Below are 16,218 nucleotides of genomic sequence, written 5' to 3'. Positions count from 1 at the left end.
TGAGATTGCAGCAATTAATCGAAGTTGAGGAGGAGCAAATATGGCACATTTTCCAGAAGGCTTTTTATGGGGGGCATCCACTGCAGCACATCAGGTAGAAGGCAATAATACGAATTCTGATTTTTGGTTGATGGAAAACTTGGAGGGCTCGGTGTTCAAGGAACCATCAGGCAGTGCGGTAGACCACTATAACCGTTTTAAGAGTGATATTACTGAAATGGCTAACTTGGGATTGAATTCCTATAGATTCTCCATTGAATGGGCTCGAATCGAGCCAGAGGAGGGGCAATTCGAAGCGTCAGAAATTGAACATTATCGGGAAGTTTTACTTGCATGCAAAGAAAATAAGATAACTCCGATTGTGACTTTACACCATTTTAGCTCACCACAATGGCTCATTCGGCTAGGGGGTTGGGAATCGGCGGATACACCTGCCCGTTTTGCACGATATTGCACACATGTCATGCGTGAATTAGGCGAGTTGATCCCCTATGTATGTACAATTAATGAGGCGAATATCTCCATCGGGATTAAGAAGATTATGAAGCGATACGCAATGAAGTCTGGTTCTCCTGGTGCACAAGTAGGCATGAACATGGAGAATATGGCGGCTCAGATGCAAAAATACTTCATGGGGTTAAGTAAAGCATTTGGAGTACCTCCTACCGAAGTTCACTCGTTTTTAGCTCCACGTTCGGAGGAAGGATTGGCAGTTATTTTTCAAGCGCATGTGGAAGCAAGAGCAGCTATTCGGCAGATTAGTCCGCAAACCAAAGTAGGAGTTACCTTGTCACTCTACGACATCCAAAGTGTTCCTGGCGGTGAAGAAAATGCGAGACATGCATGGCAAGAGGAATTTGTTCAATTTGTTCCATACCTGCATGAGGATGACTTCTTTGGGTTACAAAACTATACGCGCGCTGTATATGGACCAGATGGCCTTCTCCCCGTGCCTGATGATGCAGAGACGACACAAATGGGGAACGAATTTTACCCGGAGGCACTTGGGGCAGTTGTCCGTTATGTTAGCGAACATTTGAAAATGCCGATTATGATTACTGAAAATGGGATAGCAACGGATGATGATACCCGGCGTATTGCTTTTATTAATCAGGCCCTGAAAGGTGTTCAAGATTGTATTACGGACGGATTCCAAGTTTTGGGCTATATGCATTGGTCCTTGATGGATAATTTTGAGTGGCAGCTTGGGTTCTCCAAGACTTTCGGATTAATTGAAGTGGACCGTAACACGCAGGAGCGTACCACTAAGCCAAGTGGTATCCATCTTGGGAAAATTGCTAAAGAAAACGCGATCTAAAGAGAGGAGGAAGGGGATATGGGAATGAAACTACAAAATAAAGTAGCGATAGTAACAGGAGCCGCTTCAGGTGTTGGCAAAGCGATTGCAGAACTGTATGCGGAGGAAGGCGCCAAGGTCGTGGTAGCGGATATGAATGAAGAAGCCACCTTAGCAGTTGTTAACGCGATTAACCAAAATGGCGGTACAGCTATAGGCGTTGTCGCTAATGTCATGAAGGAAGAAGACATCCAGGCTATGGTGGAAAGGGCTGCCGAAGCATTTGGAAGAGTCGACATCCTCGTTAACAATGCAGGAATCATGGATGGCTTCAGATTAATCGAAACAATCGAAGACGATTTGTGGGACAGGGTAATAGGCATTAATTTGACAGGTCCAATGCGTGCCATTCGCAAAGCACTTCCGTTCATGTTGCAGCGAGGAGAGGGCGTCATTATCAATATTGCGTCCGCCGCTGGAATAACTGGGGGCAAAGGTGGAGTTGCCTATACGTCTTCCAAGCACGGTCTAGTGGGGCTTACCAAAAATGTTGGTTATATGTACGCGAAATCCGGCATTCGCTGTAACGCTATTGCACCAGGTGGTGTTCTAACCAGTATCATGAATTCGATGGGCAATATGGATATGGCAGCTTTACAGGAGTTCCAAAATGGAGCGGGTACTCAACGGCGCGAACCTGTAGATCCAAGTGAAATTGCTTCTGTTGCTCTTTTCCTTGCATCAGAGGATTCAAAGTTTGTGAATGCGACTGTCATCACGGCTGATGGTGGTTGGACGTCGTATTAAACAAATGATTGGCTGAACGGGCTTTTCCCGATCAGTCTTTTTTTTCGAGGAAACGAAAGTCGTTAAAACGTTACTATGTGGTCGTTAGATTGTTAGATGGACGAGATCGTATCCCTTAAAATCAAGGTAAGACATTAGAGAAATAATAAACAGAAAGGAAGGGTTTCTAAGATGGAAAAAGCATCAGCAACTGTACTACGGGCGGGTATCCCGTACAAGAAAAAAGAAAACCGTTTCCGTAAATACCTGCCACTTCTAATTATGATGGCCCCTGGACTTCTGTACCTATTGTTCAATAATTATATCCCGATGCTCGGGATCGTCATTGCTTTCAAAAAAATAAATTTTGCTAAGGGAATTTTAGAGAGTGACTGGATTGGATTTAAAAACTTTGAATATCTCTTTAAGACATCGGACGCTTATATTATTACCCGAAACACCATTCTTTACAATTTATTGTTTATAGTTGTTGGAACCTTTTTGTCTTTAGCCTGTGCAATCTTGTTGAATGAGATTAAAAACAAAGTATTGCTTAAGTTTTATCAAAGTGTGATCACTCTGCCGCATCTGATTTCCATGGTCATCGTCAGCTATTTGGTATATGCCCTCTTAAGTGCAGATACGGGATTCATGAATCACACCGTACTTCCGTGGTTCGGAATAAAGGATGGCATTTCTTGGTACACCGAGGAAAAGTATTGGCCTTGGATTTTAACGTTGGTTCACTTCTGGAAAAGTGTTGGCTATTCGAGCATAGTTTTCTTTGCAGCATTGATGGGAATTGATGAAGAGTATTATGAAGCTGCTAGGCTCGACGGTGCAAGCCGATTGCAGCAGATTCGACATATTACCTTGCCGATTCTAACACCAGTTATTATCATGTTGACACTGCTCAGTATCGGAAGAATTTTTTACTCTGATTTCGGTTTATTTTATCAGGTTCCAATGAATTCTGGTGCATTATTTAATACAACAGCCACAATCGATACGTATGTATTTAAAGGATTAACGGGCAATGGGGATATTGGCTTGTCCACAGCCGCAGGAGTGTATCAATCTCTCGTTGGATTTTTACTTGTTATGCTTGCAAACTATATGGTGCGACTATACAGCAAAGATAGCGCATTGTTCTAAGCGAATGCTTCCGAGGCGAGTTTTCTGCTCGTCAAGATGCATAATCAGGAAGTAACGCAGAAAACTTAAAGGAGGTAGACACCCATGAAAAAAGAGAACAGAGGCTTGACATGGTTCAGCCATATCGCGATGTTTTTGTTCACCGTCATTTGTATTCTCCCGTTCATACTGCTCATTTCCGCTTCATTAACGGATCAGAATGATATTATCGCATATGGTTATTCGTTCATCCCTCATACGTTTAGTGCCGCTGCGTATGTGTATTTATACGAAAGAGGGGGAGAGATCGCTCGGGCTTACGGCGTGACAGTCTTCGTTACGGTAGTCGGAACTGTTTTAGGGGTAACCATGACGGCTCTTTTGGCTTATCCGTTATCCAGAAGTGTTACGCCATATCGCAATTTGATTATGTTTATCGTCTTCTTTACCATGTTGTTTCATGGAGGACTGGTTCCCTCCTACTTGGTTTATACACAGATCTTTCATATTAAAAATACAATCTGGGCATTAATTGTACCGGGGCTTCTGATGAACGGATTTTACGTGATGTTGATGAGAACCTTCTTCCAGACGACGATTCCTAGTGCTTTGATCGAATCCGCACAAATAGACGGAGCAGGCGAGTATAGGACCTTATGGTCCATCGTGCTTCCGCTTTCGGGCCCCATATTGGCAACGATTGGACTCTTCGAGTGTATCATGTACTGGAATGATTGGCAGCTAGGTATGATCTACATTACCAATCCTAATCTGTACAGTGTACAAAATCTGCTGAATCGAATCATGCAGGATATCCAATTCATAAGCACGAATATGACGAATAATGCAAGTGATGCTATGCAACAAATGCCTACAGATGCTGTGAAAATGGCCATTGCCGTCATTGGGGTCCTCCCGATCTTGGTGGCGTATCCATTTTTCCAAAAATACTTTATCAAAGGAATTATGATTGGTGCTGTAAAAGGATAAAGTACCGGTTGGATTCTACTATATGCGATGGCGCCACAACTGACTTAATATGGTTGTGGCGTTGCCAGTTCTTATAAGAGTATGATAGATCTGGAATTTAAATTTGAGTAACAAAAGGAGCCGAAACGACATGAATACACCCGCATGGTACTGGAGACGAGCCTCTTTGAGAGTTAAGTTAATCGTCAGCGTGTTCATAATGACGATGCCGTTGGTGGGGATGCTCTTATACAACAACTACTATGCTATTCATGTCGTAAGGGGTCAGGTTGCGGATTCTTATAAGAATACGTTGAACCTGTATACGGATCAGAGTGATTCTCAATTAGACGATATCGATTTGTATATGCGTACGGTTGCTGGTACAGGATATGATTTGTTATCTCTGAGCCAAGAGGCAGCGGATGGAGAATATTACAGTGCTAAAATATATTTGTTTAACAAGTTAAGTAAGGATATCAACTTATACGATTCGATTAGCTCATTTTTTGCCTATACGGATCATCGGCAAGATTTCTTAAATGTTTCTAAGAAGAATGCTTCAGCCATTAAGGAAAATGACATTATTGAAAAATATCTAATTGCATATATTCATTCTGAGTTATTTTCAAAGGGGGGGACCTCTAAAGTTTGGAAATATGTGCAAATTAACCAAGTTAATTACCTTGTTGATATTGTGCGTGCTGGGGACACCTACCTAGGCGCTTTGATTAATACGGAGGAATTGGTAAACCCCCTTCGTTCGCTTCAAATTGGTGAAGAGGGAGAGGTTTTATTAGCCAATACACAAGGTGAACCTATTTCCAATTCAAAACTAGTAAGTGAATATGGGATTGAACTTCAACAGAAAGTAAACGAATATTATATTTCAGGTACGAAAAAGAAATTTCTTGTAGTTGGCGCTCTGTCTAATCGAGGAGATTTCAGTTTAAATGTATTGATACCCGATCATTATATATTAGCCAAGCTTCCTTATCTGCAGTCCATTGTTTGGTTTATCACGATCGCTGCATTTCTCTTTATCCCTATAGGACTGTATGCTATGAGGCAATCTGTTCTAGTGCCACTTTATCGATTACTGCGCACAATGAAGAAAGTTCGAGAAGGAGATTGGAGCAGTAGGGTAGAGCTTAGCAATACTTCAGGAGAATTTCAGCTGATGGGCGGGGCGTTTAATGCCATGATGTCCGAGGTTGAACGGCTCCGAATTAACGTCTATGAGGAGCAGTTGAATAAGCAAAAGGAGGAATTACAGCGACTGCAGCTGCAAGTTAATCCACATTTCTTCTTGAATACACTTAATATCATTTATAATCTGGCCAAGATTAAGAATTATGATCTGATCTTAGATATGACGATGTCTCTAATCGAATATTTCCGATTTATGTTCCGGAGCAATACGTCTTTCGTACCGCTTAAAGATGAGCTTGAACATACGCGTAATTATTTAAAGATCCAGAACTTACGTTTTCCAGAAAAATTGAAGTGGACGATCCACTCACCGGATTACTTATTAGACGTCCCGATCCCTCCACTCGTCATTCAATCCTTTGTCGAGAATTCAATTAAGCATGCCGTTACGTTGGATGAGCCGCTCATTATTGAGGTTCAGATTGAATTTCTGATTGAAGAGCATGGCTCCAGAATGAAAATAAGCATAAAAGATACAGGACCAGGATTTAAGAACGACATACTTGAAAAACTACAGGCAGGCAGAAGTGTGGAAAATGAACGGGGTGAGCATACTGGGATTTGGAATGTGGAACGGCGATTACGACTCTTGTACGGTGAAGTTGCATCTATCGTATATGATAACGGTCAAGATACCTTTGGAGCAAGAGTAGAGATGATTATCCCTACAAACCCAGGATTGGAGGAAACCAGATGAATGTTCATCTGCTCATTGTAGACGACGAGGTTCTGGCCATTGAAGGGGTCAAATCTGACCTTGATCTGAATAAATTAGGCATCAGCAGACTGCACACAGCTATTAATGTCAGACAAGCCAAAGAAATATTTGTAAGGGAAAGAATCGATATCTTGTTGTGTGATATCGAAATGCCCCAAGGAAGCGGGTTTGATTTGCTAACTTGGGTGAGAGAGCATCATCCGAATACAGCAACGATCTTCTTCACAAGTCATGCTGATTTTAAATATGCGAAAGAAGCACTTCAGCTTGGTAGTGTTGATTATTTACTTAAGCCTGTCCGTGTAACTGATTTGGAAAATGCCATACGAAAGGCACAGGACATCATAAATCGAAACAGTGAGTTCAATAGAAACAGTCAATCCCACCAACTATGGCTCAAGCATCATTCTTTTATTATTGAAAGGTTTTGGGTGGACTTAATCAACCATTCAATACCTAGTCAACCCACCGCGATAAGAGGTCAAGTGGAATTGCATCACATTCCAATAACGGAAGAATCGGTCTTTCTCCCTATTCTCATTTCGGTCCAAAAGTGGAGAAAAGAGTTAAATCGTAGAGACGAGAAGATTCTGGAGTATGCCCTTAAAAATTCAGCCGAAGAAATGATCATTGGTGATGGTTCAAATGGCATATGTTTTCACTTGGATCGAGGAATGCTCTTGTTGATCATGGTCGCAAATAGGGGAACGAATTGGGGATACGAACATCTATTCCGAGTTTGTGAACAATATATCGATTCGTGTAACGATTATTTTTACTGTGATCTCTCTTGTTATTTTGGAAACGCCGTAGAATCTTATGAAATGGCCGAAATGGTAGCCGAATTAAGGAGACAAGACCGTAATAATGTTGCCTTCGTGAACCAAGTCTATCTTCAGCACGATAACGACACCTCTAAACCTCATGCAAAGCTGCCAGCACTCAGCGCAGTAGCTTCGCTAATGAAAACAGCGACAAAGGATGCAGTCGTTCATGAAGTGGAAACGATTTTGGACAGTCTTGTCAAAAAACAAGGAATGAATGCTGATATTTTACACCAATTCAATCAAAATTTTACCCAAGTCGTATACTCCTTTCTGAACTTGAAAGGGATTGAAGCCAATCAATTATTTGGCGATGAAGAATCAAGACATATCTCGGAATCGGCGGGGCGGTCCATCATGGATATGCTCATCTGGGCTCGTCATGCTGTTAACAAAGCTATGATCCATGCAGAAGCGATCAAAGAGACAGAGAAAATAGTCCAGATCGTTAAAACATTTATCTCGCATAACCTGGATCAAGATATGACACGTGAAATGATCGCAGACCAAGTCTTTCTACATCCCGATTATTTAACGAGAATTTTTAAAAAAGAGACGGGGTACGTTTTGTCGGATTATATTGTGATTGAAAAAGTCAAAGTGGCTAAAGAGTTATTGTCACATACAGATCGCCCTGTAAGCTCAATTGCATCGACGCTAGGATACACGAATTTTTCCTATTTTACAAAACTATTTAAAAAACACGTTGGCTTAGGACCAATGGAATATCGAAGTCAAAATAACAAAGATCAATAAGTCGTGAAAACGCTATTATGATGTCGGTAGAGTGTTAGTCGCCCACTTCATTGAAGGATATGATGAAGGTGTAAATGATTGATACTTTGGGGGGGATACGAGATGAAAAAGAAATTAAAGTTGGCGACATTGTCGCTTGTCACAGTTATGTTAACGGGAGTCATTGCTGGATGTTCATCTTCGAAAACGGATGGAAATAGTGGTGCAACAGCAACTCCGGCTTCTAGTACAAGTAATGCAACCAAAGAGCCTTATGAGATCGCAATTGCGATGCCGGCATTCGGAGCAGTTCCGAAGGATACGCAAGCCGTGCAAGATGAAATAAACAAAATCACAAAGGCCAAAATTAACGCAACAGTCAAAATCATACCTATTAGTATCGGGGCCTGGGCTCAACAAAAGAATTTAATGACTTCTGGCCGTGAGAAACTGGATTTGTCATTTGAATTTGGTGCTGGGTACAGCTCGAGCGTAGCAACTGGAAATTTTGTTGCAATCGACAATCTGTTAGATAAGTATGGCGACGGAATTAAAAAACAGATCGATCCTGCCTTTTTGTCTAGTGTTAAAATTGATGGGAAGACCTATGGTGTGCCTGTTTATAAGGATTACACGACAGGGGTTCCTGGGGTATTAATGCGGAAGGATTTAGTTGATAAGTACAAAATTAATATAGCATCCATCAAGACGATTGATGATTTGGATCAAGTGTATAAGACGATTAAAGAAAATGAGCCCAATATCGCTCCACTTGGAGCCGGGTTATCCATGCCGTCGGATGTTTATGTTTGGTATGATAAGCTGGGAGATCGCTTAGGTGTGTTGCCTGGGTATGACAATGGTTTAAAAGTGGTGAATTTGTTCGAAACCAAGGAGTATGAAAACTATTTGAACAAAGTCCATAGTTGGGCTAAAGCGGGATATATCAACAAGGATGCTGCTACAACGCAAGCTAACGCCTCTGATTTGTTGAAGGCTGACAAGGCTTTTTCTTATTTCATCGGACTTAGACCGGGTAACTTAGAATCGGAAATCCGAGCGAACGGCAAAGAACTCGTGTATGCGCCCTTGATGTCTACTATTTATTCGACTACGTCCAATACGCAAGGGGGTTTGTGGACGATATCTGTAAATTCTACTAATCCTGAACGCGTCATGATGCTTATGAATCTGATGTACACGGATAAGGATCTTGCTAATTTATTTATCTATGGCATTGAAGGAAAGCACTATGTGAAGGCGTCGGAGAATTCAATCGATTACCCTGCAGGTATTGATTCTAAGACAGTTGGATATTCAATTCAAAGTTGGATTTACGCTAATCCATCTATCGCTTATCTAATGAAGTCAGACTTACAGGACATGTGGAAATTGACTGCAGAAGCTAATCAAAAAGCGATTAAATCAAAAGCACTTGGATTCACATTCAATTCGGAGCCTGTCAAAAATGAAGTTATTGCGCTCAAAAATGTAACAGATCAGTATGCAAAAGGTTTGGAGTCGGGAACACTCGACCCGGCCGATAAATTGCCTGACTTCAGAGCTAAACTGAAAGCCGCGGGTATTGATAAGGTTATTGCAGAGAAACAAAAGCAGCTTGATGCTTGGGCGGTTGCAAACAAAAAATAGGTGCGTTAAGACCAGGTTTCCATTTTAATGGGCCTGGTTTTTTAATTGCCACTTTAGGCTAAAAAGGAAGTCGGTAAAACGTTATGGATATGTCGTGAGAGTGTTAGTGAGTTACTTTGATTGACATTAAGATGTTAATAGAGCTCTTTGTTTTTGCAGGTGAGATTGATTTTACAATTGGGTAGATAAAGAGAGGGCGATCAAAATGACGGAATCAACGATTCAATATTCAAACCCAGTAATCCCCGGCTTTCATCCTGACCCAAGTGTTTGTCGGGTAGGTGCAGATTTTTATCTGGTTACAAGTTCCTTTGAATATTTTCCGGGAGTACCGATTTTTCATAGCCGAGATCTCGTTCATTGGAAGCAGATTGGACATTGCCTCACCCGCCAAAGCCAGTTGGATCTGGAAGGGTGCAGAAGCTCAATGGGTATCTATGCGCCAACTATTCGCTTTCATAACGGCCGTTTCTATATGATTACAACGAATGTTAAAATGTTTCGCAATTTCTACGTATGGGCTGAAAGTCCTGAAGGCCCATGGTCTGAACCGATATGGCCTGACTGGCCAAGCGTGGATCCGTCCCTATTTTTTGATGAAGATGGGCGTGTTTACATTACAGGAACCGGTGGGTTCTTCGGTGACGAGCCGAAGGGGATTTATCAAGCAGAAATCGACCTAGAGTCAGGTATGTTGTTATCGGAACGACGTCTCATCTGGCAAGGAACAGGCGGTAAATCAGCAGAGGGTCCTCACCTGTATAGGATTAATGGGAAGTACTTTTTGATGATTGCAGAGGGAGGAACTGAGTATGGTCATATGACTACGATCGCTAGGAGCGATTCGCCATACGGGCCATTTGAGAGCAATCCTAACAATCCGATCTTGACCCACCGGAGTACGGGGAATTCCATCCAAGCAACAGGCCATGCGGATCTCGTTCAATTGGAGGATGGAAACTGGTGGGCCGTTTTCCTAGGGATTCGTCCCGTATCCGTTCCGTTTAGCGGGAGACACCATCATTTGGGACGTGAGACCTTTCTTGCTCCAGTTACCTGGTCCGCAGAGGGATGGCCGGTTATCGGGGATGGTGGCAAGATTGCTGAAAAAATGGATGCAGGGACACTTCCACTTGTAGTCGATGAGACTCGGGCGACTGACATTGATGATTTTAATTCCAACCGGCTGCAGCTGGAGTGGAATTTCTTAAGAAATCCGCTGGATGAGGACTGGTCTCTGGAAGAAAGACCGGGTTATTTGACGCTTCACGGCTCAGCATTGACCTTAAATGATATCGGTTCTCCGGCGTTTGTCGGACGGAGACAGCAGCATTTTCGATGCAGCGTTTCTACGCTAATGTCATTTGATCCTTTACACGAAGGTGAAGAAGCTGGGCTTACGGTTTATATGAATGAGCGGTTCCATTATGAAATAGCACTTACCTGTGGGGTTGAAGGACGTCGCCAAGTAATCTTTCGCAGGCGAATTGGTTCACTATGGAAAATGGAGCTGGTAGAAGAGTTTGAAGGCTCGGACATTATCCTCGGTTTGGATGCAGAACCATTCCAATACTCTTTTTTCTACTCATTACCGAATGGAGAACGTAAGGCTTTCGGTTCAGGGGAGTGCTCGCTTGTCTCCACCGAGGTAGCTGGCGGCTTTACAGGTGTGTTTTTCGGATTGTATGCGACGGGGAATGGCAAATCAGCCAAAACTCCGGCCTCGTTCGATTGGTTTCAATATATTAAATCGTGATTGGGGAGGTTACCAAAATGTTGAAAGCAGTATCATTACGAACGGAATATTTGGAAAATCCCTTGGGGTTGGATACGAAAAAGCCGCGTCTGAGCTGGAAACTCCATTGTGACGGCCGGAACACCATACAAACCGCTTATCAAGTTCAAGCTTCGGCGACCGAGAGCTTCACTAGTCTGATTTGGGACAGCGGAAAGGTTGAGACGGATCAGTCACAGGTTGTTGTGTATGAGGGTCCAGAATTAAAATCGCTTGAACGGATCTATTGGAGAGTTAAAGTTTGGAGTAATCAGGAAGAGGAGTCAACGTTCAGCGATCCTGTTTTCTTTGAAACTGGATTGCTGAACGCTTCGGATTGGAAGGCTCGATGGATTGAACCGGAGAAAGAAATAGATATTCACGCCTATAAGCCGGCTCCATATATCCGGAAGGAATTCAGGGTGAAAAAGGGGCTCAAATCGGCTAGAGCTTGCCTGACATCGAAAGGATTGTATAGCTTTTATCTGAACGGAATCGAGGGTACGGATCATCTGTTCACGCCAGGGTTCACTTCTTATTACAAACGCCTGCAATACCAAGTTTACGATGTAACGCCATTTTTGCAAGAAGGCGCAAATGCGCTAGGTGTCATTCTCGGGGACGGTTGGTGGAGAGGGGCTACGGGTGGAGCAAGTTTAAAGAACAATTTTGGCTATAAAGTAGCATTTCTGGGGCAATTAGTGTTGGACTACGAAGATGGAAGCCGCGAGATCATCGGCAGTGACGGCTCTTTTAAGACTTCCCATGGTCCTTTGTTGAAATCGGATATGAAAGCGGGAGATCTTTATGATGCCAGAATTAATATAAAGGGTTGGAATCAACCATCCTATGACGATTCTTCTTGGGAAGAAGTGACGGTCACGGAGGATGGTTACGACAACTTGATAAGTTCTCGAAGCGTACCGGTAAAACAGAAGGAAAGATTTACACCGAAAGTAATGCGGACACCGAATGGAGAGACGATTCTCGATTTTGGCCAAAATATCGCAGGTTGGGTAGAAATGCAGGCTCAAGGCGATGCAGGAACTGAGATTGTTCTAGTCCATGGGGAAGCCTTAGATAAGCATGGAAATTTCACCTTACAAAATCTCTCAGATCATGGAACTTTGGAGGATTTCCAAGAGGTTCGTTACATTACGGCTGGACAGGGTGTAGAGAGCTATCGTCCACGTTTTTCGATCTTTGGATTCCGTTATGTTCTCGTTAAGAATTATCCGGGAGAAATAACGCCTGAGAGTTTTACAGCAGTGGCCGTGTATTCCGATTTAGACGAAACGGGAGATTTCACTTGTTCGAATCCGCTCATTACGAAGTTAGTATCTAACTCTAAATGGAGCCAGAAGGGCAACTTTATGGAGGTGCCTACCGATTGCCCAACCCGGGAAAGAGCGGGATGGACAGGGGATGCCCAAGTATTCAGTAGAACGGCCTCTGACTTCATGAACGTGTATCCATTCTTTGAAAAGTGGATGGCCGACGTTGCAGCGGAACAATTTGCTGACGGTTCGGTCGGCAGCACAGTGCCAACTGTTATCGGGCATCACAGCGTGGAGGCATGGAAAAGATTCGCAGAACAAAATAAAAACCCAATGGTGGCCATGCGCAGGCCCAAACCTGGTACAGCCAGTATTCTTGACGGTTCTGCAGGTTGGGGCGATGCGGCTGTTATCATTCCCTGGACGATGTACCTTTGTTATGGAGACAAGGCTATTGTAGAAAAGCAGTTTGATTCAGCAAAGGCATGGGTCGATTACATGGCTACTAGCGCGAAAAATGCGAATGAGCTATATCAAAATACGCCTGCTTATCAAAATTATACAGATGGAGAACGTGATGCTGATTACATCTGGGATACAAGATTTCATTGGGGAGAGTGGCTTGAAACGGATACGGAGTTCAGTGATCTCATGGCCGTTTTGAGCAAAACCAAAGGAAACCATCCGGATGTATCAACCGCCTACTTTGCCTATTCCACCCGTTTGCTGGCAGAAATGGCAGCTGTGCTAGGCAAGACAGAGGAAGAAGCCAAATACCGAGCACTTTATGAGAAAATTAAACGCGTATATAATCAGTATTTTATTAAAGATGACGGCTCTATATTGGAAGGCAGGCAGGCACCTAATGTTCGTACGCTTGCATTTGACTTGGCGTATGCAGATAAAAAACAAGCCGTTGCGGACAGACTGGCGCAGTTGGTCGTCGAACAGAACTACCACTTGAACACAGGTTTCCTTTCAACTCCTTTCATTCTTCAAGTGCTGGCGGATTACGGACATACTGATATCGCTTTCCGATTATTAGAGCAGGATACATGTCCTTCGTGGTTGTATGCCGTCAGTAACGGTGCGACAACGATTTGGGAGAGTTGGAAAGGCATTAAGCCAGATGGAGAATTGTCAGGGTCACTCAATCACTATTCGTATGGGGCCGTATGTGATTTTCTCTTTTCGGGCATAGCCGGAATACGTCCTGTTTGGGAGAAACCAGGTTACAAGCATGTCATATTGAAACCAAGGGTTGGAGGAACGCTGACGCAAGCATCCGCTACGTATGAGTCCCTCTATGGAACCATTGCATCTAGCTGGGAAAAAACGAATGAGGCTGTAAACTATCGTTTTGAGGTACCGGCGAATACGACAGCGACGATCATGCTTCCTGGGAATCAAGACGATCTTAAGCAAGTATTCATCGAATTCCCAGATGCCCGATATGAAGATGGCCGAATTGTATGTACGGTAGGGAGCGGCGAATATCAATTTACAATTTTGCTAGGGAGAGTGGCTGCACAATGAGAAGAAATATAGAGATCAACGAGACTTGGAGATTTATTCGTCAGGACGAAGAACAAGCTGCAAGTGAATTGTACAAGGATGATCATTGGCATACTGTGAATATTCCTCATACATGGAACGCGATCGATGGAGCCAACGGCTACGAGTATTATCAAGGCGCGTGTTGGTACAGGAAATCTTTTGTGGTTGAGCCGACTTACGAGGGAAGTAAACTATTTATCGAATTCAATGGTTCCAACAGTATAACGGATGTCTATGTAAATGGTCAGCACCTTGGACAACATAAAGGTGGGTACTCCACATTCAGGTTTGATATGACAGACGTTGTTAAACATGGCGATACCAATGTACTTGCCGTAAAAGTAGACAATACCGTTGTGGATGACGTTTATCCTCAGAAAGCAGACTTTACCTTCTACGGTGGGATTTACCGCGATGTGAAGATGGTGGTTACGAATCCTGTTCATTTCGATTTGATGGACCATGGTTCACAGGGTATTTATATTGTTCAAGAAGAGGTATCCAAGGAAAGAGCCCTACTAAGCATTAGAGCAAATCTTGTAAATGACGGTAATGAAGAGAAAAAAGTTCGATTGTGGGCAGACATTTTCGATGCTAATCATCATGTTATAACGTATGCCTCTAAGGAAGTTATACTGGCTGCAGGAGAAACTCGAACGGAAGAAATGCCTTGTGTTATTGATCATCCAACACTTTGGCATGGTAGAAGAAATCCCTATATGTACAGTGCTAATCTATCGCTGACTAGTTTTAATGACACAATCGATGAAGTATCGATTCCTTTTGGTGTCAGATACTTTCATGTTGATCCTGAAAAGGGCTTCTTCTTAAACGGCGAGCATCTGCCTTTGCATGGTGTATCCAGACACCAAGACAGGAAGGATATGGGCTGGGCTATTACGGAACAAGAACAAATCGAAGATATGGCCTACATTCGGGAAATTGGAGCCTCTTCCATTCGATTAGCTCATTACCAGCACAGCCAATATTTTTATGATTTGTGCGATAAAGAAGGTATGGTGGTTTGGGCTGAAATTCCCTTCATTTCAGTTATGTCGCAGAACGAATTAGAAGGGATCAATGCAAAGCAGCAGATGGTCGAATTGATCAGGCAGAATTACAATCATCCTTCTATCGTATTCTGGGGGATACAGAACGAAATTCAAATCGGCGGTGAACGACCAGAGGTCAGAAGACTTGTTAAAGAGTTACATGACTTAACGAAGAAAGAAGACCCGACTCGCCTTACGACAATGGCTAATGTTTTATTTGTCAGTGAGGAAGATGAATATAATCGTATGACGGATGTGATCGGTTACAACAAATATTATGGTTGGTATCATGGAAACGCGGGGGATTTTGCGCCTTGGCTTGATAAGTTTCACCGCATTAACCCCGATGTGCCGCTTTGTATATCCGAATACGGGGCAGAAGGTATTGTCCAATACCATAGTGCTGATCCCAAGGTAAAAGACTACACGGAAGAATATCATGCATTGTTCCACGAAACGGTTTGGAAGACTTTCGAGCAGAGACCTTATCTTTGGGCGACTTATGTATGGAACATGTTTGATTTCGGAGCGAACATCCGAGATGAAGGTGGCGTTCAAGGTAGAAACAACAAAGGGCTTGTCTCCTATGACAGAAAGATCAAAAAGGATGCCTTTTATATGTATAAAGCGCATTGGTCCGAGGAAAAATTTGTTCATATCACGAGTAAGCGCCATGTGGATCGAGCAGAGAGCAACATGACAGTTAAAGTGTACTCAAACTGCAACAACGTAGTGCTATATGTCAATGGAACTGAATTTCAATCTAAAATCAGCGAGGATAAGGTTTTCATTTTCGAGAATGTATCCTTAGTTAAAGGGTTGAATGACATACGTGCAGTGGCCACCGAAGATAACGCGCAGTACGTTGATATCGCCAAATTTAGCAAAGTGGAAGAACCCAATCCAAGTTATGAAGCTCCCGTAGAGGAAAAAGGCGGCGAAGTTACGAACTGGTTCCAAATGCCTGATCTGGATGGAGAGATCGAGGAATTACAGTTCACGGACGATGTTTATTCTACGCGTTGCACGTTTAAAGAGCTTTTCGAGAATAAAGATGCGGCTGTGGTCTTAAATAAATATTTAGGAGAAAGTTTTAGGGAGAGACCAACGTATAGTATGACGCAAGGATTTAAGATTGATACCTTGGCTGAAATGGCGCCAGAGCACTTCACTGACAAGCTATTATATGCACTAAATAGAGAGCTTACGAAAATTAACAAGAACAAGTAATGT

General features: G+C 42.9%; 10 protein-coding genes. All 10 read left to right on the top strand.

What is annotated here, in order from left to right; all coding sequences use genetic code 11:
- The first annotated feature begins 40 nt into the window (after positions 1-40).
- The gene (locus ACSQ8O_RS24980) at positions 41-1,318 is read left to right on the top strand and encodes a glycoside hydrolase family 1 protein (RefSeq protein WP_436243817.1); all 1,278 of its coding nucleotides are present in this window, start codon (positions 41-43) and stop codon (positions 1,316-1,318) included.
- Between the two features lie 24 nt (positions 1,319-1,342).
- Positions 1,343-2,104: a glucose 1-dehydrogenase gene (locus ACSQ8O_RS24975; protein WP_436243950.1), complete on the top strand. Its 762-nt coding sequence runs from the start codon at positions 1,343-1,345 to the stop codon at positions 2,102-2,104.
- 171 nt (positions 2,105-2,275) lie between these two features.
- Positions 2,276-3,238, top strand: a complete 963-nt coding sequence (locus tag ACSQ8O_RS24970; protein WP_056617240.1) for an ABC transporter permease — start codon at positions 2,276-2,278, stop codon at positions 3,236-3,238.
- A gap of 84 nt (positions 3,239-3,322) precedes the next feature.
- On the top strand, positions 3,323-4,207 hold the full coding sequence (locus tag ACSQ8O_RS24965; protein WP_436243816.1) for a carbohydrate ABC transporter permease: 885 nt from the start codon (positions 3,323-3,325) through the stop codon (positions 4,205-4,207).
- A 130-nt stretch (positions 4,208-4,337) separates the two neighbouring features.
- The gene (locus ACSQ8O_RS24960; RefSeq protein ID WP_436243815.1) at positions 4,338-6,095 is read left to right on the top strand and encodes a sensor histidine kinase; all 1,758 of its coding nucleotides are present in this window, start codon (positions 4,338-4,340) and stop codon (positions 6,093-6,095) included.
- Positions 6,092-7,696 carry a response regulator transcription factor gene (locus ACSQ8O_RS24955; protein WP_436243814.1) on the top strand — a complete coding sequence of 535 codons (1,605 nt, stop codon included), beginning with the start codon at positions 6,092-6,094 and terminating at the stop codon, positions 7,694-7,696. Before ACSQ8O_RS24960 ends, ACSQ8O_RS24955 begins: the two co-directional genes overlap by 4 nt.
- A gap of 102 nt (positions 7,697-7,798) precedes the next feature.
- Complete coding sequence (locus tag ACSQ8O_RS24950; RefSeq protein WP_436243813.1) at positions 7,799-9,325, top strand: ABC transporter substrate-binding protein; 1,527 nt, start codon at positions 7,799-7,801, stop codon at positions 9,323-9,325.
- A gap of 205 nt (positions 9,326-9,530) precedes the next feature.
- Positions 9,531-11,081: a glycoside hydrolase family 43 protein gene (locus ACSQ8O_RS24945; RefSeq protein ID WP_436243812.1), complete on the top strand. Its 1,551-nt coding sequence runs from the start codon at positions 9,531-9,533 to the stop codon at positions 11,079-11,081.
- Between the two features lie 17 nt (positions 11,082-11,098).
- Positions 11,099-13,912, top strand: a complete 2,814-nt coding sequence (locus tag ACSQ8O_RS24940; RefSeq protein WP_436243811.1) for a family 78 glycoside hydrolase catalytic domain — start codon at positions 11,099-11,101, stop codon at positions 13,910-13,912.
- Positions 13,909-16,215 (top strand): glycoside hydrolase family 2 protein, encoded by a 2,307-nt coding sequence (locus ACSQ8O_RS24935; protein WP_436243810.1) that lies wholly within the window; start codon positions 13,909-13,911, stop codon positions 16,213-16,215. Before ACSQ8O_RS24940 ends, ACSQ8O_RS24935 begins: the two co-directional genes overlap by 4 nt.
- Positions 16,216-16,218: the final 3 nt, after the last annotated feature.

It is taken from the genome of Paenibacillus sp. LjRoot56, from assembly GCF_964253335.1.
In the GTDB taxonomy this organism is placed as follows: domain Bacteria; phylum Bacillota; class Bacilli; order Paenibacillales; family NBRC-103111; genus Paenibacillus_E; species Paenibacillus_E allorhizoplanae.
Note: the sequence above shows the minus strand (reverse complement) of the source record. Positions and strands in the feature narration are given on the sequence as shown.